The sequence below is a fragment of the Stenotrophomonas sp. NPDC078853 genome (genome assembly GCF_044901215.1).
GTDB classification, from domain to species: Bacteria; Pseudomonadota; Gammaproteobacteria; order Xanthomonadales; family Xanthomonadaceae; genus Stenotrophomonas; species Stenotrophomonas lacuserhaii.
The window spans coordinates 24,636-44,978 of sequence record NZ_JBJDOQ010000015.1 but is presented as its reverse complement, the minus strand read 5'-3'; the positions used below and the strand labels follow the sequence as shown (position 1 = coordinate 44,978).

Sequence of the window (20,343 nt, the reverse complement as noted above, 5' to 3'; positions counted from 1 at the left end):
AGTCCTGAGCCATGCTCCCAGGCGCGAAGCTCGCAGGAGCGGTGCTCCCGGAGCTCGCCCTGGTGCCGGGCGAGCCCGCCGGGATCGGTCCGGAACTCTGTATCCGCCTGATCCAGCAGCCGCGCACTGATTGCCGGCTGCTGGCCTTCGCAGACCCCGCTACCCTGCACGCGGCAGCCGCCGCGCTGTCGCTGCCGCTGCAACTGCTGCCGGCCGATGCCGAAGCGCGCCTGCCGGGCGACCTGCGCCTGCACCCCCTTGCCAATGCGGTGCCCAGCCGGTTCGGCCAGGCCGACCCACGCAACGCCGCCGCCGTGATCGGGGCGCTGCAGGCCGCCGGCCAAGCGTGCCTGGACGGCCGCCTGAACGGGGTGGTGACCGGCCCGGTGCACAAGGCGGTGATCAACCAGGGCGGCATCGCCTACAGCGGCACCACCGAACTGCTGGCCGACCAGGCCGGGGCCAAGGTGGTGATGATGCTGGCCAATGCCATCGTGCGCGTCGCGCTGGCAACTACCCACCTGCCGCTGCGCGAGGTCGCCGATGCGATCACCGCCGAGGGGCTGGAGCACACCCTGCGCACCCTGCATGCCGCCCTGCGGCATGAGTTCGGCCTCGCCCATCCGCGCATCGCGGTGCTGGGGTTGAATCCGCACGCTGGGGAAGACGGCCACCTGGGCCGCGAAGAGCTCGATCTGATCATCCCGCTGCTGCAGCGCCTGCGCGCCGAAGGGATGCAGCTGGTCGGCCCGCTGCCGGCCGACACCGCGTTCCTGCCGGGCAAGCTGGCCGGCGTCGACAGCGTGCTGGCGATGTATCACGACCAGGGGCTGCCGGTGCTGAAGTATTCCGGATTCGAACAGGCGGTGAACCTCACCCTCGGCCTGCCCTACCCGCGCGTGGCGGTCGACCATGGCACCGCGCTGGAGCTGGCCGGACGAGGCATCGCCGATCCTTCCAGCCTGCAGGCCGCCACTACCCTGTGTGCGCAACTGGCCCGGCAACGTAGACTTAGCGCATGAACCAGTATTCCCCCTCTGGCACGGCATTCACCGCCCCGGCCAAGAAGCAGTTGGGCCAGCACTTCCTGGCCGACCGCCATTACATCGACAGCATCGTGCGCGCGGTCAATCCCAAGCCCGGCGACCGCCTGGTGGAGATCGGCCCCGGCCAGGGTGCGATCACCCTGCCGCTGCTGCGCCAGCATCCCGAACTGACCGTCATCGAGTTCGACCGCGATCTGATCGCACCGCTGACCGCCGCAGCCGCGCCGCTGGGCGCGCTGACCATCATCCAGAGCGACGTGCTGCGGGTGGATTTCACCGCGCTGGCGCAGGCCGAAGGTGGCAGTGGACAGATCCGGCTGGTCGGCAACCTGCCCTACAACATCTCCTCGCCGATCCTGTTCCATGCGCTGGACCATGCCGCCGTGGTGCGCGACATGCACTTCATGCTGCAGAAGGAAGTGGTCGACCGCATGGCCGCCGGCCCGGGCAGCAAGGTCTTCGGCCGCCTCAGCGTGATGCTGCAGGCGTACTGCGAAGTGACCTCGCTGTTCGTGGTGCCGCCGGGTGCGTTCCGGCCGCCGCCGAAGGTCGATTCGGCCGTGGTGCGGCTGGTGCCGCGTGATCCGTCCACGGTCGGCATCCACGATGCCAAGCGCTTCGCCGATGTGGTCAAGGCCGCTTTCGGCCAGCGACGCAAGACCCTGCGCAATGCGCTGAACAACGTGGTCGGCGCCGAACAGTTCGCCGCTGCCGGCGTGCGCCCCGATGCCCGTGCCGAACAGCTGGAGGTGGCGGAATTCGTCGCCCTGGCCAATGCAAGCTGATTACACTGCCAAGATGCACGACGACCAGTACGCCATGGACGTGGAAGTGGCTCCGCGCTTCCTCGATGACCAGTCCGCCCCCGAGGACGGACGCTTCGCCTTTGCCTACACCATCCGCATCCGCAACAGCGGCCGGGTCGCGGCACGCCTGGTGGCGCGCCACTGGCGCATCACCGACGCCGAAGGCCGCGTGGAGCATGTCGACGGCGATGGGGTGGTCGGCGAGCAGCCGCGGCTGCGTCCCGGTGAAGACTTCCGTTACACCTCCGGTGTCATGCTCGGTACGGAGCACGGCACGATGCAGGGGCACTACGACATGGTGGCCGACGACGGCACCGAGTTCGCCGCCGACATCGCGCCGTTCGTGCTGACCATTCCCCGAACCCTGCACTGACACGGAGGCCAGGCCATGAGCGTGTGGGCTATCGGCGACCTGCAGGGTTGCTATGACGTTACCCAGCGGTTGCTGGAAAAAATCCGCTTCGATCCGGCGCAGGACACCCTGTGGTTCGCTGGCGACCTGGTCAACCGCGGCGGGCAGTCGCTGGAAACGCTGCGGCTGGTGCATTCGCTGCGCGACCATAGCGTGGTGGTGCTGGGCAACCACGATCTTTCGCTGCTGGCGGTGGGTGCACGCAGCGAAGAAGAACAGCGCAAGGTCAACCCGGACCTGCTGCGCGTGGTCACCGCCGAAGACCGCGACGTGCTGCTGGACTGGCTGCGCATGCAGAAGCTGGTGCACACCGACCGTGAGCTGGGCTGGATGATGGTGCATGCCGGCATGGCGCCCAAGTGGACCACCCAGATGGCCGAAAAACATGCGCGCGAAGTCGAGCAGCAGCTGCACGGCAACGGCTACCGCAAGCTGCTGCGCAACATGTACGGCGACAAGCCGATCTGGGCGCCGAACCTGACCGGTTATGACCGTTCGCGGGCGATCATCAACTTCTTCACCCGCATGCGTTACTGCACCACGCGGGGACGCATCGGCATCGAGGACAAAGGCACCCCGGGCACCCAGGAACAGGGCCTGTACCCGTGGTTCGAAGTGCCGGGCCGTGTCGAGCGTGACCTCAAGGTTGTGTGCGGCCACTGGTCGGCGCTTGGCCTGACCATCACCCAGGGCGTGCATGCCATCGATACCGGCGCGGTGTGGGGCGGCAAGTTGACCGCGCTGCAGCTGGATACCGACGAACTGCGCGTGGTGCAGGTACCCGGCCGCGATGTGCCGGCACCGGTGCCTGGCGCGCGTCCGCCGGCACGTGCCCCCAGACCGCGCCCGGAAGCCCAGCAGGCCGCGCAGCCCAAGCCACAGCCGCCCGCGCAGGCGCAGCCCGGCGGGCAGCCTGCAGGCGGCGAGACGCGTACCCGTGGACCGCGCCGTCGGCGCGGTCGTGGCCGCGGCAACGGCGGTGGTGGTGCAGGCAGTCCGCCCACGGCGGACTGACCGCTGCACCCGCGCTCAGCGGCGGGTGTAGTGCACGAAGCGGAACGCGAACGGATGCCGCGCATCGGCCGCATGCAGCTGGCTGTCCGCCTGCTGCCACAAGGCTTCATCGACGACAGGGAAATGGGTATCGGCCGGCACCTCGGTGTCCACCCAGGTCAGGTACAGGTCGCTGGCCTGCTCCATCATCAGGCGATAGATCTCACCGCCGCCGATCACGCACAGTTCGTCGGCAGCTTCGGAGCGGCAGATCGCCAGCGCCTGTTCCAGCGATGCCACCGCGCGCATGCCGTCGAACGGCGCCTGGCCACTGCGGGTCAGCACCAGATTGGTTCGCCCGGGCAGCGCGCGACCGAGCGATTGCGCGGTCTTGCGCCCCATCAACACCGGCTTGCCCAACGTGAGCGCCTTGAAATGCTTCAGGTCATCGGGCAGGTGCCAGGGCAGCTGGTTGCCGTGGCCGATGCCGCGCCTGCGGTCGAGCGCTGCGATCATCGAAAGGCGCGGGGAACTCACACCGCCACCGGGGCCTTGATCGCCGGATGCGGATCGTAACCGTCGATGCGGATGTCCTCGAAGCGGAAGCCGAACAGGTCGGTGACCTCCGGATTCAACCACAGCCTCGGCAGCGCGCGGGGTTCGCGCGCCAGCTGCTCGCGGGCCTGCTCGAAATGGTTCGAGTACAGGTGGGCATCGCCCAGCGTGTGCACGAAATCCCCCACGCCCAGGCCCGTGGCCTGCGCCACCATGTGGGTCAGCAGCGCATAGCTGGCGATGTTGAATGGCACCCCGAGGAAGATGTCCCCACTGCGCTGGTACAGCTGGCAGCTGAGCTTGCCGTGGACCACGTAGAACTGGAACAGGCTGTGGCACGGCATCAACGCCATCTGCGGCAGCTCGCCCACATTCCAGGCACTGATCACCAGCCGGCGCGAATCCGGATTGCGCTTGATCTCGTCCACCAGCCACTGCATCTGGTCGATCTGCCGGCCATCGGCGGCCGCCCAGCTGCGCCACTGCTTGCCATAGACCGGCCCGAGGTCGCCGTTCTCGTCGGCCCACTCGTCCCATATCCGCACCTGGTTGTCTTTCAGGTAACCGATGTTGGTATCGCCCTGCAGGAACCACAGCAGCTCGTGGATGATCGAGCGCAGGTGCAGCTTCTTGGTGGTGACCAGCGGGAAGCCATCGGCCAGGTCGTAGCGCATCTGCCAGCCGAACACGCTGCGCGTACCGGTGCCGGTACGGTCGCTCTTTTCGGCGCCGTGTTCCAGCACGTGCCGCAGCAGGTCCAGATAGGGCTTCATGGCCTGGCTCCGGCCGGGGCAGCCGGCAACGACGGCTGCAGCACCGGCGCGCGGCGGGACATCCACAGCAGCACCAGGCCCAGCGCCACCAGCGGCAGGCTCAGGATCTGGCCACGGGTCAGCCAGTCGAAGGCCACGTAGACGCCGTTGTCCGGCATCCGCACGAACTCCACCGCGAAGCGGAACAGGCCGTACATCAGCGCGAACAGGCCCGATACCAGGTAACGGCTGCGCGGCTTGGCCGACACCGCCCACAGCACCGCGAACATCACCAGGCCTTCCAGGAAGGCTTCATACAGCTGCGAAGGATGGCGGGCGTACTGGTTCAGCGCGCCGGCGGCGAACTCCGCCTTCAGCGCGGCGGTATCGAGCTGTGCCAGCGGCGCCGGCAGCCCCGACGGGAACACCACGCCCCAGCTGCCGTCGGTGAACTTGCCCCACAGCTCATCGCCGATGAAGTTGCCCACGCGCCCGAAGCCCAGCCCCAGCGGCACCAGCGGCGCGACGAAATCCATGGTGTCGAAAAAGTGCAGGCGGTGCCTGCGCGACCACCACCAGCTGGCCCCGAGCACGCCCAACAGGCCGCCGTGGAAGCTCATGCCGCCATCCCACACCTTGAACAGCAGCAGCGGGTTGGAAAGGAAATCGCCCAGCGCATAGAACAGCATGTAGCCCACGCGGCCGCCCACCACCACGCCGAGCATCGCGTAGAACAGCAGGTCGGAGAAGCCGTCGGCATTGACGCCCGGCAGGCGCCCGGCAGCGATGCGGCGCTTGCCCAGCCACCAGGCCGAGGCGAAGCCAAGCAGGTACATGATGCCGTACCAGTGCACCTGGATCGGCCCCAGCGAGATGGCAATGGGGTCGATATCGTGGAAATAGATCATGGACGGTGCCTTGCGGGGATCGGGTTATTTTAGCGCCGCCAGCGGGACTCAACCCAGAATCTGTGGCCAATCCGGCAACGCGTCATGGTCTGACCGTGCGCCCGGCGGAAAGTGCCCGGCCAACAGGGTCGATACTTCATCGATCGCCTGCACCAGGGCAGCCGCGGGATCACGTCCACGCAACCCCTCGCGGAGCGCTGCGCAGATCCGCTGCCAGTCGGCTTCGGCAACCCGCCCGTGCAGGCCGCGATCGGCGACGATTTCGATGGCATGGTCGGCCAGCAGGAGGTAGATCAGCACGCCGTTGTTGTGTTCGGTATCCCACGTCCGCAGCTGCGCGAAGGCACGCTCGGCGGCCTGGCGCGCGGTCACCCCGCGCCACAGCGCATCCAGCGGCAGATCGGCTTCCACCGCGAACATGACCTGCCCGCCATGGTGTCGTTCGCCTGCGGCGATGGCCTGGGTGATCGCCTGCAGGGTGCTGGCCGGGAAGGTCCGCCGTACCGACGGGGACACGATGTGCCGCAGTGCGCGTCCGATCATCACCAGCCTCCCGATGCGCCGCCGCCACCGGAGCGGCCACCGCCACCGCCCCAGCCACCGCCGCCGCCGAATCCACCGCCGCCACCGAAGCCGCCACCTCCGCCCCAGCTGACGCCGCCCCAACCGCCGCCGCCGGCGAACCGGCCCGGATGCCCGGAGGTCACCGCCATCAGCATGCCGACGATGCCGGCGATACCGCTGGCCAGCAGCAGTGAAGTAAACAGGAAGGCCAGGACGGCCGCGCCGCCCGCGGCGATCAGCCCGCGCACCGGCCGCGGCAGGCGGCCGAGCACCGCGCGCAGGATCGACCCGACAAAGAAACCGATCACTACCGCCACCACCCAACCGTCGCCGCCGCCCTGCGGTGCGCGATGCGCGCTGACCGGGGCAGGCAGCGGCTCGCCATCGATCAGCTTGACCAGTACACCGGTGGCCTCGGTGATGCCACCGGCATAGTCGCCGGCGCGGAACGACGGCACCAGGTATTCCTGGATCACGCGGTTGGCGACCGCATCCGGGATCGCGCCTTCCAGGCCGTAGCCCGGTTCGATGCGGACCCGTCGATCATCCTTGGCGACTACCAGCAGCACCCCGTCATCCACGCCCTTGCGACCGACCTGCCACTGTTCGAATACCCGGGTGGTGTACTGCGCGATGTCTTCCGGCTGCGTGCTGGGCACGATCAGCACCTGCAGCTGGCTGCCCTTGCGCTGCTGAAGTTCGATCGCCTGCTGCTGCAGTTGGCGGGTCTGCGCGGCATCCAGGGTGCCGGTGGTATCGACCACCGGAGAATCCAGCTTCGGGATCGTGGCCGGGTCCTGCGCCTGCACGCTGCCCAGCGGCAGGCACAGCAACAGCAACCAGCCAAGCAGGCGCAGGTGCATCGATCAGCCGCCCGGCTGCGGGGCCGGCGCCTGCTGCGGTGCAGGCTGCGGCGCCGGCGCACCGGTGTTGAACTTCACTTCTGGCGCGTTGGAAATCTGCGCTTCATTTTCCACGGTGAAGTTCGGCTTGACCTGGTAACCGAAGATCTTCGCGGTCACCACCTGGGGGAACGAGCGGATGTAGGTGTTGTAGTCCTGCACCTGCTGGATGTAGCGGCCGCGCGCCACGGTGATGCGGTTCTCGGTGCCTTCCAGCTGGGCCTGCAGGTCGCGGAAATTGGCATCGGACTTGAGCACCGGATAATTCTCGGTGACCACCAGCAGTCGCGACAGCGCACTGCCGAGCTCGCCCTGGGCCTGCTGGAACTGGCGCAGCGAGGCTTCGTCATCGGCGTTGACGTTGATCTGGCCGACCCGGGAACGGGCCTCGGTAACTTCGGTCAGCACCTGGCGTTCCTGGGTGGCGAAGCCCTGCACGGTGTTGACCAGGTTGGGCACCAGGTCGGCGCGGCGCTTGTACTGGTTGAGCACTTCGGCCCAGCTGGCCTTGACCGATTCGTCCTTCTGCTGGATGGCGTTGTAGCCGCAGCCGGACAACAGGGAAGCCAGCAGGAGCAAGGGGATGAGGCGGGTCAGCAGGCGCATGGCCGGGCTCCACGGGGTGTTGGAAGCCGGAGCATCGCATGTTCCAGGTGAATGGGTTGCTGCGGGGTGGGTCGAACGGGCGGGACCCCCTCGCGGCTGGCTGGCTTACGGCAGCCGGGTTGGCGCCGGGCGGGTGGGCCATGCAGGACACGCCGTAAACCCGTCCATGGGGGCTCGCTGTTCGCATCCATGCGAACAGACGGTCCTGCACGACCCACCCGCCCGGCGCCCTGACAGGTTCCGGGGGCCGCCAGCCGCGGAAAAAAGAAAAAAGAAAAAGCGGTAGCGCCGACCCATGGTCGGCGGAAACCATCAACCCCCTTCACCCAGACATACGCCGACCATGGGTCGGCGCTACCGATGCCCGCATGTCCGGGCCACCATGGACCTGTCGAAGGTGGGGCGGGTTGGGTTGGCGGGGGTGTTGAGCGCCATGGATGGCGCGAAACGAGGCCCGCAGGAGCGGCCTTTGCCGTCCCCCGCCGACCCACCCCGCCCCGCCACCACGCAGCCCTGCAGCCCTGCAGCTCTGGACGTTGACGTTGACGTTGCTTCAAAAGCGGGCAGCCGGGCCGCAGGCCCGGCAACCACACCCGATCACCAGTTGCCGGCACCCGGCACGTGATGGGCCACCGCACGGCGCCGCATCAGCAGGTTCAGCCACTCCACCAGCACCGAGAACCCCATCGCCGCATAGATGTACGGCTTGGGCACGTGCACGTCCAGGCCATCCAGGATCAGCACCGCGCCGATCAGCAGGATGAAGGCCAGCGCCAGCATCTTCACCGTCGGATTGGCGTCGATGAAGCGGCCCAGCGGGTTGGCCGCCAGCAGCATCACCGCCACCGACAGCAGGATCGCCGCCACCATCACCGGCACGTGGTCGGCAATGCCGACGGCGGTGATGACCGAGTCCAGCGAGAACACGATGTCGATGATCGCGATCTGCAGGATCACCATTCCGAACACCGCCGAGGCCTTGGTGGTGGTCGGATCTTCGTCCTCACCGCCAGTGATCAGCTCGCGGATTTCCATGCCGCCCTTGATGATCAGGAACAGGCCACCCAGGATCAGCACCAGGTCACGGATGGAAATGCCCATGCCGGCCACGGTGAACAGGTTGGCCTGCATGTGCGCCAGGTAAGCCAGCGACACCAGCAGCAGGATGCGGGTGATGCAGGCCACCGCGATGCCCAGCTTGCGCGCGAACGGACGGCGCGCTTCGGGCAGCTTGCTGACCGCGATGGAAATGAACACCAGGTTGTCGATGCCGAGCACGATTTCCAGCGCACTCAGCGTGAGCAGGGTCAGCCAGACGTTCGGATCGGAGAGCAGTTCAACAAAGGGCATGGGGGGGTCTTCGCAGTAAGTCGGGAAAGGGGGTCAGAACAAGCGGGGCACCAGGATCAGCCCCCAGCACAGCAGCACATTCATCATCAGCACGAACACTGCGGCCGACCCCATGTCCTTGGCACGACCGGCCAGTTCGTGGATCTCCGGGCCGTAGCGTTCGATCACTGCCTCGATGGCCGAATTCAGCAGCTCGGTGGCCAGCACCAGCAGCATCGAGCCGATCATCAGGATGCGTTCGATCGCACTGTCACCCAGCCACAGCGCCACCGGGGTGAACAGCACCAGCAGCCACGCTTCCAGCCGGAACGAGGATTCGTGCAGCCAGGCCGCGCGCAGACCCTGCCAGGACCAGCGCGCGGCCTGCAGGATGCGACGCGGTCCACGCGGCATGTGGCCGAACTGGTCAGCCATGGGAGCGTGCTCCGGCGGGATCGCAGGCGATCAGGTCGCAACGAAGCAACCGCAGGGACAGGAAGCGGACGGTCATGTAAGGCCAGGGTGGGCAGCAGGGGCCTATTTTGCCATAAGGCCATGCCTGCCATCCCGCCGCGGCCGGCAGCGGCGCCCCCCGCGCCGTTATGATCGGACACTGCACCCTGTTGGAGTTTTTGATGAACCTGCCACGCCGCCCGCTGCTGCTCGCCCTCGCCCTCGGCCTGTCCACCGCCGGCTTCGCCCACGCGCTGTCGCCACCGCGGCCCGCGCAGGTGCCCGAAGAAGTGTCCAACGTGGCCTGGGCCGGTGACATGGCTGCCTTCGCCAAGGCCGACCAGGCCAGCCCGCCGCCGCGCGAGGGCATCGAATTCGTCGGCAGTTCCTCTATCCGCATGTGGGACAGCCTGGCCGCCGATTTCCCGGGCAAACCGGTGTTCAACCGCGGTTTCGGCGGGTCGGAAGTGCGCGACAGCACCTGGTACGCCGACCGCATCGTGGTGCCCTACGCGCCCTGCAAGGTGTTCCTGTATGCCGGCGACAACGATCTCAACAGTGGCCGCACGCCGGCCCAGGTCCGCGACGACGTGGTCGCCTTCGTGGCCCGCGTGCACCGCGACCTGCCCTCGACGACGGTGGAGTACATTTCGATCAAGCCGAGCCCATCGCGTGCACACCTGCTGCCGGGCATCCTCGAAGCCAACACAATGATCCGCAGCGCGTTGGCTGCCCTGCCCAGGACCGGCTACACCGACATCTACACGCCGATGCTGGGCCGCGACGGGCAACCCGATCCATCGCTGTTCCGCGAGGACATGCTGCACATGACGCCGGCCGGGTATGCGATCTGGAAGAAGGCGCTGGCGCCGAAGGTCAGCTGTGATTGAGTAGTGACCGCCGCTGGCCATCATGCGTTCGGCGTCCGTTTCGCTCGCCGGGCATGGCACGGCGCTACCCGCATCCGGGCTCAGCGGAAGATGACGGTGGCCTCGGTGCCCTTGCCCGGCTGGCTGGTCAGGGTGACCTTCCAGCCGAAGCGGTCGCAAAGACGGCGCACGATCGACAGGCCCAGCCCGGTGCCCTGCGGGCGGTCCGGCTCGGCACGGTAGAACGGCTCGAACGCCTTTTCCAGCGCTTCGGGTGACATGCCGATGCCGGTATCGTGCACGCGCACCCGGTCGTGTTCGACGAACACGTCCACGCGGCCTTCGTCGGTGTAGTTGCAGGCGTTGCGCACCAGGTTGCTGATCACCACCTGCAGCACCCGCGGCGGGCCGTGCAGCTCGACCACGCCACTGGAATGCAACTCCACGTGCACCGGGCGATCGGCCATCAGTTCGGTGGCGGTGTCCACCTCGTGGCGCACCACCTCGACCACGTCGAACATCTCCATCTGCGGCTCGACATCGGCTTCGCGCGCCAGGATCAGGAAGGCGTCGATCACCGCCTCCATCTCGCGACCGGCGCGCTGGATGCGCTGCAGGCTGCGCTGCTGGCGCGGCGATGCGGTTTCATCGGCCAGCGCCATGTCACTGGCAACCCGGATCACGGTCAACGGGGTACGCAGCTCATGGCTGGCATCGCGGGTGAAGTTGCGCTCGCGGGCGACGTTCTCGGTGACCCGGTTGGCCAGCGAATGCAGGGCGGCGGCCAGCTGCCGCGTCTCCCCCTGCATGTCAGCGGGCAGCTTCTGCGGATCCAGGTCGCTGGCCTGCGGCTTGGCCGGGTCCCAGCGTGATACCCGGCGCGCCAGCCAGTTGACCGGCGACACCAGCCGTTTGGAAGCGCGGTAGGTAACCCAGCTGGCGCCGTACACCGCCAGCAGGGTCAACAGCACCGGCACGATGCCGAACCAGAACGCCAGCAACTCCGCACGTGAGCGCAGGAACACCAGGTACAGCCGCCCCTGCGGACGCACGTCCACCCAGACCAGCTGGTCGTCGCGGCGCAGTTCATGGAAGCCGGGCGGCAGTTCACGCAGGTTGGCCGGCAGCGAAAGACTGGATCGCCCGGTTTCCACCAGATAGCCGCGGATGTTCTGGGTATTGGGCGGGGGCTGGGTCGGCGAGGCCTCGTGCAGCGTCCAGAAGTACGCCGCTTCCTCGCGCAGCGCAGCGCTGACCAGGCTGTGCTTGATCACCAGCGACACCAGCCACGCACCAAGCAGGATGCCGAGGCTGGCCAGCATGGCCTGCAGGATGAAAGCGATACGTATCTTGCGCGGCAGGCCGTGCGGCATCAGGCGAGGTCACTACAGAAGATGGCCGCGCCGAGTATAGGCAGCGGGTGCGTCAGCCCCCCGTGCAGGGGCCGTTGGCGGCCTGCACAGGGATCATGACGGCGATGTCAGCCCATCGGCTGGGCGATATCGGCGATGCGGTAGCCAGCACTCTGCACGGTATGCAGCAGCGGACGGTCGAACGGCTTGTCGATGATCTTGCGCAGGTTGTACAGATGGCTGCGCAGGGTGTCCGAATCCGGCAGCCCGTTGCCCCAGATCTCGCGTTCGATTTCCTGCCGGGTGACCACGCGCGGCGATTCGCGCATCAGGATGGTCAGCAGGCGCAGGCCGATCGGCGAAAGCTGCAGTTCAGTGCCGGCGCGGGTGGCGCGCATGCTGACCGGGTCCAGCACCAGGTCGGCGACCTTCAGCACTTCCGAACCCACCTGCCGGCGCTCACGACGGATCAGGGCACGCAGGCGTGCTTCCAGTTCCTGGATAGCGAACGGCTTGGTCAGGTAGTCATCGGCGCCAAAGCCCAGGCCGGTGAGCTTGTCATCCAGCGTATCGCGCGCGGTCAGCATCAGCACCGGCGTGGACTTGCGGGCGTCATTGCGCAGGCGGCGGCATACTTCGATCCCGTCCAGGCGCGGCAGCATCAGGTCCAGCACGACCACGTCGTAGCTGTTTTCGGCCGCCAGACGATAACCGTCCAAGCCGTCCTGGGCATAGTCGACCTCGAAACCACGACCTTCCAGATACTCACCGATCATCTCGGAGATATTGCGGTTGTCCTCGACGACCAGAACAAGGCCGGAGGTTTCCTTCGTCTGACGCATGGTCTTCCCTCTAACTTCAGCTTTGTGAAACATGCCGGATCGACGGTGCACGCCGCGTGAAGTGGACGCAGACCCTCACTGAACGCTTCAGAGCAGCGGCTGCAGCAGCGGCCAGACGTTGGAAAGCACCTTCGGCTGGGCGCTGGCGGTGGGGTGCAGGCCGTCGGACTGCATCATTCCCGGCTGCAGCGCGACACCCTCCAGCAGGAACGGCAGCAAGGGCACCTTGTACTGATCGGCCAGCGCGCGATACACCGCGGCCAGGCGCTGCCGGTACGCCGGGCCATAGTTCGGCGGGACATCGATGCCGAGCATCAGCACCTTGGCGCCGCCCTGCTGGCTGGCCACGATCATCTTCTCCAGGTTGGCGCGGATCTGGGCGGGCGTCAGCCCGCGCAGCGCATCGTTGCCGCCCAGCGCGATGACCACCACACCAGGCTTCTCCCGCGCCAGCAGTCCCGGCAGGCGGGTCGCCGCCCCGGCGGTGGTTTCCCCGCTCATGCTGGCATTGACCACCCGTGCCGGCGAGCCCGAACGGGTGCTGAGCCGCTTGCCCAGCAGGTCCACCCAGCCGGTGCCGGCCGGGATATTGTGGGCGGCACTGAGGCTGTCGCCGAGCACCAGCACGGTGGTTGCTTGACCTTTGGCACACGCCAGCACCGGCAACAGCAGCAACCATGCCAGCAGCATTCCCATCCGGCCGATGTTCCGGCCTTTTCCTGTAACGCGCATTGGAGCCTCCTCATCGACAGCCTGTCCCCCCGCAGCGCGCCCGTCGCCATCGCCGTCGACCAGGTCGGCAAATCCGTGCATGGCCCGGAGGGTGAAGTCCACATACTGGACAACATCAGCATGACGGTACATGAAGGCACCTCGGTTGCCATCGTCGGCGCCTCCGGTTCGGGCAAGACCACCCTGCTCGGCCTGCTGGCCGGGCTGGACCTGCCCAGCCGCGGCAGCATCACCCTGGCCGGCAGCGTGCTCGGCAGCCTGGACGAAGAAGCCCGCGCCCAGCTGCGCGCGCGCGCGGTCGGCTTCGTGTTCCAGAGCTTCCACCTGCTGCCGGCGCTGACCGCGGCGGAGAACATCGCCCTGCCGCTGGAACTGGCCGGGCGCGAGGATCCTGCCCGGGTCGAGCAGGTGCTCGAAGCGGTGGGCCTGGCGCACCGCGCGCGGCACTATCCGCGCCAGCTGTCCGGTGGCGAACAACAGCGCGTGGCGCTGGCGCGGGCCTTCGTGGCGCGCCCGCGCATCCTGTTCGCCGATGAACCCACCGGCTCGCTGGACCAGGCCACCGGCCAGCACATCAGCGACCTGCTGTTCGCCTTGAATGCCGACAGCGCCACCACCCTGGTGCTGGTCACCCACGACCTGCGCCTGGCGCAGCGCTGCCAGTTCATCCATCGCATCGACAACGGCCGCCTGCAGCAGGTCACGCACGGGGCGGACGCATGAACCTGCTGCGCCACGCGCTGCGTTCACTGCGCCGCGAAGCGCTGGCCGGCGACCTGCTGACGGTGTTTGCCGCCCTGGTGCTGGGCGTAGCGGTGATGACCGCGGTCGGCACGCTGGTGGACCGGGTCAACCTGGCGCTGGCCAACAGCACTGCGGAGATGCTGGGCGGTGATCTCGGCATCAGCGGGCGCGCCGAAGCGCCGGCCGAACTGGTCGGCGAAGGCACCCGGCGCGGACTGCAGAGCACCCGCATCGCCGCCTTCGGCAGCGTGCTGTTCCATGGCGAAGCCAGCCAGATGGCCACCATCAAGGCGGTGGAAGCCGGTTACCCGCTGCGCGGCCAACTGCGTGTGCGGACCGGCGCCGATGCCGTGTTGAACGAGTCTGCCGCTGCACCGGCACGCGGGGAAGCCTTTGCTGATCCACGCCTGCTGCAGGCCCTGGATCTGCGCATCGGCGATGCGCTGGAGTTCGGCGCAGGCACCTTGCGGGTAACGGGAAGCATCGAATCCGAGCCGGATACATCCAGCGAACTGCTCACCCTGTCGCCCACCCTGTTGGTCAACCGCGCCGACGTGGAAGGCACCGGCCTGCTCGATCCGGGCAGCCGCATCAGCTACCGCACGATGTTCGTCGGCGAGCCGGAGGCCATCGCCCAGTTCCGCCAGTGGCTGCAACCGCGCGTGCAGGGACTGCGCCTTCTCGGCGTGGGCGATACCCAGCGCGGGGTACGTGAGTCGTTCCAGCTGGCTGGGCGTTTCCTCGGCTTGAGCGCCTTGCTGGCGGTGCTGTTGTCCGGCGTCGCCACCGCGCTGGCGGCCAACCGTTTCGCGCTGAGCCGGATCGACCAGGTTGCCGTATTGCGCTGCCTGGGGGCGCGCCAGCGCGACATCCTTGGCAGCCTGGCGCTGCAGCTGTTGTTGATGGCGATCCCGGCCTGCGTGGTCGGTGTGCTGGTGGGCATGGCGGCGCAGGAAGGGCTGGTGCAGATCCTCGGCGGGCTGGTGCCGCAGCGGCTGCCACTGCCGCAGGCGCTGCCGGCACTGACCGGGGCCGGCATCGGTCTGCTGCTGCTGCTCGGCTTCGGCCTGCCGCCGCTGCTGCGGCTGCGCAACGTGCCGCCGATGCGCGTGCTCAACCGCAGTTTCGCGACCCTGCCACCGGCCTCGCTGCTGGTGTATGCCGGCGCCCTGCTGGCCAGCCTGGCGCTGACCGTGCAGGTCACCGGCGACCTCAAGCTGGCCTTGTGGGTGCTGGGCGGACTGGCCGCGCTGGCGCTGCTCGCCGCCGGTGGGGGCTTTGCCCTGCTGATGCTGGTGCGCGGCCTGCAGCATCGCCTGCACGGCAACTGGCGCCTCGGCCTGGCCGCATTGACCCGCCGCCGCGCGCTGGCGGTGATGCAGCTGGTCGGGCTGTCGTTGTCGCTGTGTTCGCTGTTGATCCTGGCCGTGGTCGGTCCGGGCCTGCTGCAGCAGTGGCGCGATCGCCTGCCGGCGGATACACCGAACTATTTCCTGATGAACATCCAGCCGGACCAGCGCCAGATCGTGCTGGATGCGCTGACGGCGCAGGGTGCGGTGGATGCCAGCGTGGAACCGTTCGCCACCGGTCGCCTGCTGGCATTGAACGGTGACGCACCGCGTCGGCGTGGCGATGACCAGGACGCGGCGCAGGACAACGGCACGCAGCCAGCAGGCGCTGCGGACAACGACCGCGACCGGCCGCTGAACTTCAGCTGGCGCACCACCTTCCCGCCGGCCAACCAGTTGCTGCAGGGCCGTTTCTGGGCTGCCGACAGCACTGCCGCCGAGGCCTCGGTGGAAGAAGGCTGGGCCAGCCGCTACGGCGCCAAGCTGGGTGACCGGGTGACAATGCAGGTCGGCGAACAGCAGCGTGACTACACCATCACCAGCATCCGCAAGGCCGAGTGGAACAGCTTCCGGGTCAACTTCTTCGTGCTGGTCAACGCCAACGCGGTAGGCGATGCCCCGCACAACCTGATCTCGGCCTTCCATCTGCCGCGCGCCAAGGCGGCCGGACTGGGTCAGCTGGTACGCGAGCAGCCGAATCTGTCGCTGCTGGATATCGATGGACTGATCAGCGAGGTGCGGCAGGTGATGGACCGGGTCGCGCAGGCCATCCAGGTGGTGATGGGTTTCAGCCTGCTGGCTGGCGTGCTGGTGCTGCTGGCGGCGCTGCAGTCGACCGCTGGCGAGCGGCGCTATGACAGCGCGGTGCTGCGCACGCTGGGGGCCACGCGGCGCCAGCTGCGCGGTGCGGTGCTGGTGGAGTTCGGCGCGTTGGGACTGCTGGCGGCGATCCTGGCGGTCGGTGCAGCGGCAGTCATCGGGGTCGTGGTGTCGCGGCAGGTGTTCGAACTGGCGCTGTCGCCGCCATGGCCGGGATTGTTGGCCGGTGGTGCGTGCGGGGTGGCGCTGAGTGTGTTCGCCGGATGGTGGGGCACGCGGCGGATCCTGCATACGCCGCCGGCGCTGGCATTGCGCGAGGCATAGCCTGCGGGTGGAGGGCTGACGGCTGGCTACGTGCCAGGGTCGGGCGGTGGGGCTGGGCGGGGGACGGCAAAAACTGCGTCCATGCGGGCCTCGTTTCGCGCCATCCCCACCGCCCGCCCCTCGGACAGATTCCGGGGCCGTGTCGTCTGCGGAGCGGGCGTTACCGACGCGGAAGTCGGTTGTTAGCCGATAACCCCCGGTACCGGACGCGATTAGCGTGGAGACTCCTTCAAGGAGACTGCCCCGATGCGCGCCCCCGTGCTGCTGCTCTCACTGGCCCTGTTGTCCCCCGCCCTCGTCCACGGGCAGGCATTCGTCCATCCCGGCATCCTGCTCGACGCGCCCGCGCTGCAGGCAACGCGGACCGCGCTGCGGGCGGGAGATCCGCTCAAGACCTCTGCCATGGCCGCCATGCGCCAGAGCCCCTTCGCGTCGCTGGAGCATGTCGCTACCCCGGTCGCGCGGGTGGAATGTGGTTCCTTCGACAAACCCAGCATCGGCTGCAAGCCCGAACGCGATGACGCCAAGGCCGCCTATACGCATGCGCTGCTGTGGGCTTACCTGGGCGAGGAGGCGCATGCACGCAAGGCCGTGGAGATCATGGACGCCTGGGCCACCACGCTGACCGCTGGCCACGCCAACAGCAACGCACCGCTGCAGGCGTCCTGGACTGCGCAGCTGTGGACGCGTGCGGCCGAACTCATCCGGCACACCAGCACGGCGTGGCCGCAAGCCGATGCCCGACGCTTCGGCGACTGGCTGATCGCCCAGTATCTGCCGGACATCGACCGCATGGGGCCCTGCCCGGGCGGAAACTGGCATGCCAGCGGCATCGAGGCACGCATGAACATGGGCATCTACACCGATCGCCGCGATATCCATGACCGCGCCGTGGCCGATTGGCACACGCGCCTGCCGATCTATGTCTACCTGACGGTGGACGGTGCCACGCCGTTGCCGCGTCCCGGCTGCAATACCCCCATCGAAACCCTGTGGTTCGGCCAGACCGTCATGGCGGCCGGACTGGCCGAAGAAACCTGCCGCGACCTGGAACATACAGCGTACGGCCTGGCGGCTTATCTCAACGCGGCCGAAACCAACCGTGTGCAGGGTGGCAGCCTGTACCAGGCGCAGGGCGAACGCCTGGTCGCTGCGATGGAGTTCCACACCGACATGCTGGCGCGCCCCGTCGTTCCTGCGTGGTTGTGCAAGGGCAACCTGGTTTCCGATGTGCGCGGCACGCTGGAGATCGGCTACTCGCACTTCGCGGGCCGCCTGGGACAGGCACTTCCCCACACCGCTGCATGGCTGGCCTCGCATCGGCCCAGCCAAGGCGACTTCCACTTCCTGTGGGAAACCCTGACGCACGGTTCCGCGCTCATCGAATGAAGGCTGTTGACCTGTCGCGCACGCCGCAGGCGCATAATCCGCCGACTCCACCGGCGTGATCGACATGGCCCAGTACCTCTACCCCGTGCTGCTGCTCCTGGGCAGCAACATCTTCATGACCTTCGCCTGGTATGGGCACCTGAAATTCAAGAGCGCACCGTTGATGACGGTGATCCTGATCAGCTGGGGAATCGCGTTCTTCGAGTACTGCCTGCAGGTGCCGGGCAACCGGCTGGGCAGTGCGGTGTACTCGGCACCGCAGCTCAAGGGCATGCAGGAAGTCATCACTTTGGTGGTGTTCGCGGTGTTCTCCGCGTTCTACCTGGACCAGCCGCTGAAGTGGAACCACTACGCGGCATTCGCGTTGATCGTGGTGGCCGCCCTGCTGATGTTCAAGGAATGACCCTGCACGCCTCAGGCATGCAGGGCGAGCGGAGCTGATTCTGCCGCGCCTTCGGCGCTTTCCAGCCGCGCGATGCGCCGCGCGGTCGCGCAGCCCAGCGATGACAGCGGCGCGAGGCTCACCGCCAGTCCGCTGCCTTGATCCACCGCATGCAGCTGCACCGCGCACATGCGCCATCGCTGCCCGCCCAGGCTGCCGGCAAGTCGCCGCCACAGGCGCTCACCGACACTGGCATCGTCGTCGGCGGCCGAACGTACCGCCAGCCCAGCCACAAGACGGTCCCAGGCGAGGAAATCGCTGTCCGGCAGAAGGTACAGCCGCCAGCAGCAGCGGCCGCGTGCATTGGTGAAGCACAGGCTCTCGCGCACGCCCTCACTGTCCAGGCCTTGGCAGGCGTGGGCGGCAACCGCATCCTGCCAACCGGCCAATTCATTGCTGTCGGCGCGGTACAGGCACAGCACGGTGCCGAGGGCGGCCAGCTGACGGGCGGCAGGCCGGCTGACGGACTGCGATGACGGTATGCCGCGCGGCATGGTCGCGCGTACTGCGGACAAGGCTCTGCTCATGGGATCACCGTGTTGTGCACTTGGCCGTGCGGGAAGGGATCCCCCGGGGCCACCAGCAGCGCAACGAAGGCGCTGGCTGGAAGACCGAGGGGGAGAGAGGCAGCAGGGACGACCGACCGCGTCGCGCCACGGCGCGGCGCTGCCTCCGGAGAGAGGCGGCCGACCCGTTTACTTGGTCAGGATCAACTTGTCGTTGCTGGTGTGGCGCAGCCGGTAAAAGCGGTCGCCATGCTGGATGAGGATCTCGCGACGCCCTTTCAGCAGGGCCTCGCTGTCGATCACTTCCTCGGCGGGCACGGCACGGACCGGGCGGTCACGGAGGGTCAGGGTTTCGGGACGAAGCAGCACTGCTTGAGCATTCATCGTCTGGACTCGGTGCGAGGGACGACTCAAATGATAACGATTCTCAGTTCGCAATCAACACCCATTCTCAAATTGATTGATGGGATTGATGATTGAAGCCAGAATTACAATAGGCCTGAACTATCAACGCGGCGCCGGCGTAGGCCCAACGCATCCCCGAAAGGCCCGCCGAGCTTGGCTCGGCGCTCCCTCCATCAGGCGAATGCCGCTTCCACCTGGCCCCAGGCAGCGTCTTCCAGCGTCCCCACCCGCTCAAGGGCCTGCAGGTTCTGCAGCAGCTGCTCCACCCGGCTGGCGCCCAGGATCACGCTGGACACATTCGGATTGCGCAGGCACCAGGCGATGGCCAGGGTGGCGGGGGCGACGCCCAGCTCGGCCGCCAGTGCGGTGTAGCGCCGTACCTGTTGCAGGCGCGTGGCGCCGTCGGCACCCAGCACGATGTCCTGCAGCCAGGCCATGTCATCCAGCCCCAAGCGCGAACCGGCCGGGAAGCCATCGTTGTACTTGCCGGTCAGCAGCCCCGATGCCAGCGGCGAGAAGGTGGTGATGCCCAGTCCGGCCTCGGCATACAGCGGCGCGTACTCGCGTTCCACCCGCTCGCGGTGCAGCAGGTTGTACTGCGGCTGCTCCATGGTGGGGCCCTGCAGGTTGTGGCGGCGGGCGATATCCAGCGCTTCCTGGATCTGCGTGGCCGACCATTCCGAAGTCCCCCAGTACAGCACTTTGCCCTGCCGGACCAGGGCGTCCATCGCATGCACGGTCTCGGCGATCGGCGTGTCTGCGTCGGGGCGATGGCAGTAATAAAGGTCCAGGTAATCCACCCGCAGCCGCTTCAGCGCCGCATGGCAGGCATCGGTCACGTGCTTGCGCGACAGCCCGCGCTGGGTCGGTGCCGGGTCCACCGCACTGCCGAAGAACACCTTGCTGGACACGCAGAAGCCATCGCGCGGCAGCCGCAGGTCGGCGATCACATCGCCCATCACCTGCTCGGCGCGGCCGTTGGCATAGCCCTCGGCGTTGTCGAAGAAGTTGATACCGTTGTCCCAGGCTGCCGCCACCAGGTTGCGCGCCTGGTCCCGGGCCACCTGGCTGCCAAAGGTGACCCAGGCGCCGAAGGACAGCGCGGAAAGCTTCAACCCGGAGGTTCCAAGGCGGCGGTAGAGCATGCACGACTCCTGCTGCAGGCCCGCAGATCGGGCCGGAAGGGGGTTCATTCTAACCGCGCCACGTCGCCTGCATCCCTTGTCAATACAGAGCGGATCGGC

23 protein-coding genes are annotated in these 20,343 nt (G+C 67.7%); 9 read left to right on the top strand and 14 right to left on the bottom strand.

Going from position 1 to position 20,343, the window contains the following annotated elements; genetic code table 11:
• The first annotated feature begins 11 nt into the window (after nucleotides 1–11).
• The 4 genes from pdxA to ACI2JH_RS14930 are packed head-to-tail and all read left to right on the top strand — an operon-like array spanning nucleotide 12 to nucleotide 3,278.
• Entirely contained in the window at nucleotides 12–1,022 is a 1,011-nt protein-coding gene (gene pdxA / locus ACI2JH_RS14945) for a 4-hydroxythreonine-4-phosphate dehydrogenase PdxA (RefSeq protein ID WP_404736590.1), read from the top strand.
• A complete protein-coding gene (gene rsmA / locus ACI2JH_RS14940) occupies nucleotides 1,019–1,831 on the top strand; it encodes a 16S rRNA (adenine(1518)-N(6)/adenine(1519)-N(6))-dimethyltransferase RsmA (protein WP_404736589.1) in 813 nt (270 codons plus the stop codon). Before pdxA ends, rsmA begins: the two co-directional genes overlap by 4 nt.
• 13 nt (nucleotides 1,832–1,844) lie before the next feature.
• Nucleotides 1,845–2,225 (top strand): Co2+/Mg2+ efflux protein ApaG, encoded by a 381-nt coding sequence (apaG, locus tag ACI2JH_RS14935; protein ID WP_042614797.1) that lies wholly within the window; start codon nucleotides 1,845–1,847, stop codon nucleotides 2,223–2,225.
• 15 nt (nucleotides 2,226–2,240) lie between these two features.
• Nucleotides 2,241–3,278, top strand: coding sequence for a symmetrical bis(5'-nucleosyl)-tetraphosphatase (locus ACI2JH_RS14930; RefSeq protein ID WP_404736588.1), 1,038 nt, complete (start codon nucleotides 2,241–2,243; stop codon nucleotides 3,276–3,278).
• A 15-nt stretch (nucleotides 3,279–3,293) separates the two neighbouring features.
• Here the strand turns inward: ACI2JH_RS14930 and ACI2JH_RS14925 are convergent, their stop codons facing one another.
• From ACI2JH_RS14925 to ACI2JH_RS14890, 8 genes are all read right to left on the bottom strand, one after another.
• Nucleotides 3,294–3,773: a dihydrofolate reductase gene (locus ACI2JH_RS14925; protein WP_404736587.1), complete on the bottom strand. Its 480-nt coding sequence runs from the start codon at nucleotides 3,771–3,773 to the stop codon at nucleotides 3,294–3,296.
• 17 nt (nucleotides 3,774–3,790) lie between these two features.
• Complete coding sequence (locus tag ACI2JH_RS14920; protein WP_404736586.1) at nucleotides 3,791–4,585, bottom strand: thymidylate synthase; 795 nt, start codon at nucleotides 4,583–4,585, stop codon at nucleotides 3,791–3,793.
• Nucleotides 4,582–5,472 carry a prolipoprotein diacylglyceryl transferase gene (gene lgt, locus ACI2JH_RS14915; protein ID WP_404736585.1) on the bottom strand — a complete coding sequence of 297 codons (891 nt, stop codon included), beginning with the start codon at nucleotides 5,470–5,472 and terminating at the stop codon, nucleotides 4,582–4,584. The genes ACI2JH_RS14920 and lgt overlap by 4 nt, the downstream gene beginning before the upstream one ends.
• 48 nt (nucleotides 5,473–5,520) lie before the next feature.
• Entirely contained in the window at nucleotides 5,521–6,015 is a 495-nt protein-coding gene (locus tag ACI2JH_RS14910; protein WP_182657046.1) for a TPM domain-containing protein, read from the bottom strand.
• On the bottom strand, nucleotides 6,015–6,899 hold the full coding sequence (locus ACI2JH_RS14905; RefSeq protein ID WP_404736584.1) for a TPM domain-containing protein: 885 nt from the start codon (nucleotides 6,897–6,899) through the stop codon (nucleotides 6,015–6,017). Before ACI2JH_RS14905 ends, ACI2JH_RS14910 begins: the two co-directional genes overlap by 1 nt.
• A 3-nt stretch (nucleotides 6,900–6,902) precedes the next feature.
• A complete protein-coding gene (locus tag ACI2JH_RS14900) occupies nucleotides 6,903–7,544 on the bottom strand; it encodes a LemA family protein (protein WP_042614774.1) in 642 nt (213 codons plus the stop codon).
• Between the two features lie 597 nt (nucleotides 7,545–8,141).
• On the bottom strand, nucleotides 8,142–8,894 hold the full coding sequence (locus ACI2JH_RS14895) for a TerC family protein (RefSeq protein ID WP_042613703.1): 753 nt from the start codon (nucleotides 8,892–8,894) through the stop codon (nucleotides 8,142–8,144).
• Between the two features lie 33 nt (nucleotides 8,895–8,927).
• A complete protein-coding gene (locus ACI2JH_RS14890) occupies nucleotides 8,928–9,308 on the bottom strand; it encodes a diacylglycerol kinase (RefSeq protein WP_101098606.1) in 381 nt (126 codons plus the stop codon).
• Nucleotides 9,309–9,508: 200 nt separating this feature from the next.
• Here ACI2JH_RS14890 and ACI2JH_RS14885 point away from each other — a divergent pair, with 200 nt between their 5' ends.
• The gene (locus ACI2JH_RS14885) at nucleotides 9,509–10,216 is read left to right on the top strand and encodes an SGNH/GDSL hydrolase family protein (RefSeq protein ID WP_372487468.1); all 708 of its coding nucleotides are present in this window, start codon (nucleotides 9,509–9,511) and stop codon (nucleotides 10,214–10,216) included.
• 80 nt (nucleotides 10,217–10,296) lie between these two features.
• Here ACI2JH_RS14885 and ACI2JH_RS14880 read toward each other — a convergent pair whose 3' ends face one another.
• The 3 genes from ACI2JH_RS14880 to ACI2JH_RS14870 form a co-directional block, all read right to left on the bottom strand.
• Entirely contained in the window at nucleotides 10,297–11,568 is a 1,272-nt protein-coding gene (locus ACI2JH_RS14880; RefSeq protein WP_182657043.1) for a HAMP domain-containing sensor histidine kinase, read from the bottom strand.
• A gap of 107 nt (nucleotides 11,569–11,675) precedes the next feature.
• The gene (locus ACI2JH_RS14875; RefSeq protein WP_042613699.1) at nucleotides 11,676–12,389 is read right to left on the bottom strand and encodes a response regulator transcription factor; all 714 of its coding nucleotides are present in this window, start codon (nucleotides 12,387–12,389) and stop codon (nucleotides 11,676–11,678) included.
• Between the two features lie 87 nt (nucleotides 12,390–12,476).
• Nucleotides 12,477–13,121, bottom strand: coding sequence for an arylesterase (locus ACI2JH_RS14870; RefSeq protein ID WP_101098611.1), 645 nt, complete (start codon nucleotides 13,119–13,121; stop codon nucleotides 12,477–12,479).
• Between the two features lie 75 nt (nucleotides 13,122–13,196).
• On the opposite strand from ACI2JH_RS14870, the gene ACI2JH_RS14865 reads away from it, so the two are divergent.
• The 4 genes from ACI2JH_RS14865 (at nucleotide 13,197) to ACI2JH_RS14850 (ending at nucleotide 18,149) form a co-directional block, all read left to right on the top strand.
• The gene (locus ACI2JH_RS14865) at nucleotides 13,197–13,844 is read left to right on the top strand and encodes an ABC transporter ATP-binding protein (protein WP_404736583.1); all 648 of its coding nucleotides are present in this window, start codon (nucleotides 13,197–13,199) and stop codon (nucleotides 13,842–13,844) included.
• Nucleotides 13,841–16,357 carry an ABC transporter permease gene (locus ACI2JH_RS14860; protein ID WP_404736582.1) on the top strand — a complete coding sequence of 839 codons (2,517 nt, stop codon included), beginning with the start codon at nucleotides 13,841–13,843 and terminating at the stop codon, nucleotides 16,355–16,357. Before ACI2JH_RS14865 ends, ACI2JH_RS14860 begins: the two co-directional genes overlap by 4 nt.
• A gap of 246 nt (nucleotides 16,358–16,603) precedes the next feature.
• A complete protein-coding gene (locus tag ACI2JH_RS14855) occupies nucleotides 16,604–17,746 on the top strand; it encodes an alginate lyase family protein (protein WP_404736581.1) in 1,143 nt (380 codons plus the stop codon).
• Between the two features lie 64 nt (nucleotides 17,747–17,810).
• Nucleotides 17,811–18,149 (top strand): DMT family protein, encoded by a 339-nt coding sequence (locus tag ACI2JH_RS14850; protein ID WP_057507846.1) that lies wholly within the window; start codon nucleotides 17,811–17,813, stop codon nucleotides 18,147–18,149.
• Between the two features lie 11 nt (nucleotides 18,150–18,160).
• Here the strand turns inward: ACI2JH_RS14850 and ACI2JH_RS14845 are convergent, their stop codons facing one another.
• The 3 genes from ACI2JH_RS14845 to ACI2JH_RS14835 form a co-directional block, all read right to left on the bottom strand.
• Nucleotides 18,161–18,715: a Hemin transport protein gene (locus ACI2JH_RS14845; protein WP_404736580.1), complete on the bottom strand. Its 555-nt coding sequence runs from the start codon at nucleotides 18,713–18,715 to the stop codon at nucleotides 18,161–18,163.
• A gap of 168 nt (nucleotides 18,716–18,883) precedes the next feature.
• Entirely contained in the window at nucleotides 18,884–19,078 is a 195-nt protein-coding gene (hemP, locus tag ACI2JH_RS14840) for a hemin uptake protein HemP (protein WP_057507839.1), read from the bottom strand.
• A 194-nt stretch (nucleotides 19,079–19,272) separates the two neighbouring features.
• A complete protein-coding gene (locus tag ACI2JH_RS14835; protein ID WP_404736579.1) occupies nucleotides 19,273–20,244 on the bottom strand; it encodes an aldo/keto reductase in 972 nt (323 codons plus the stop codon).
• Between the last annotated feature and the right edge of the window lie 99 nt (nucleotides 20,245–20,343).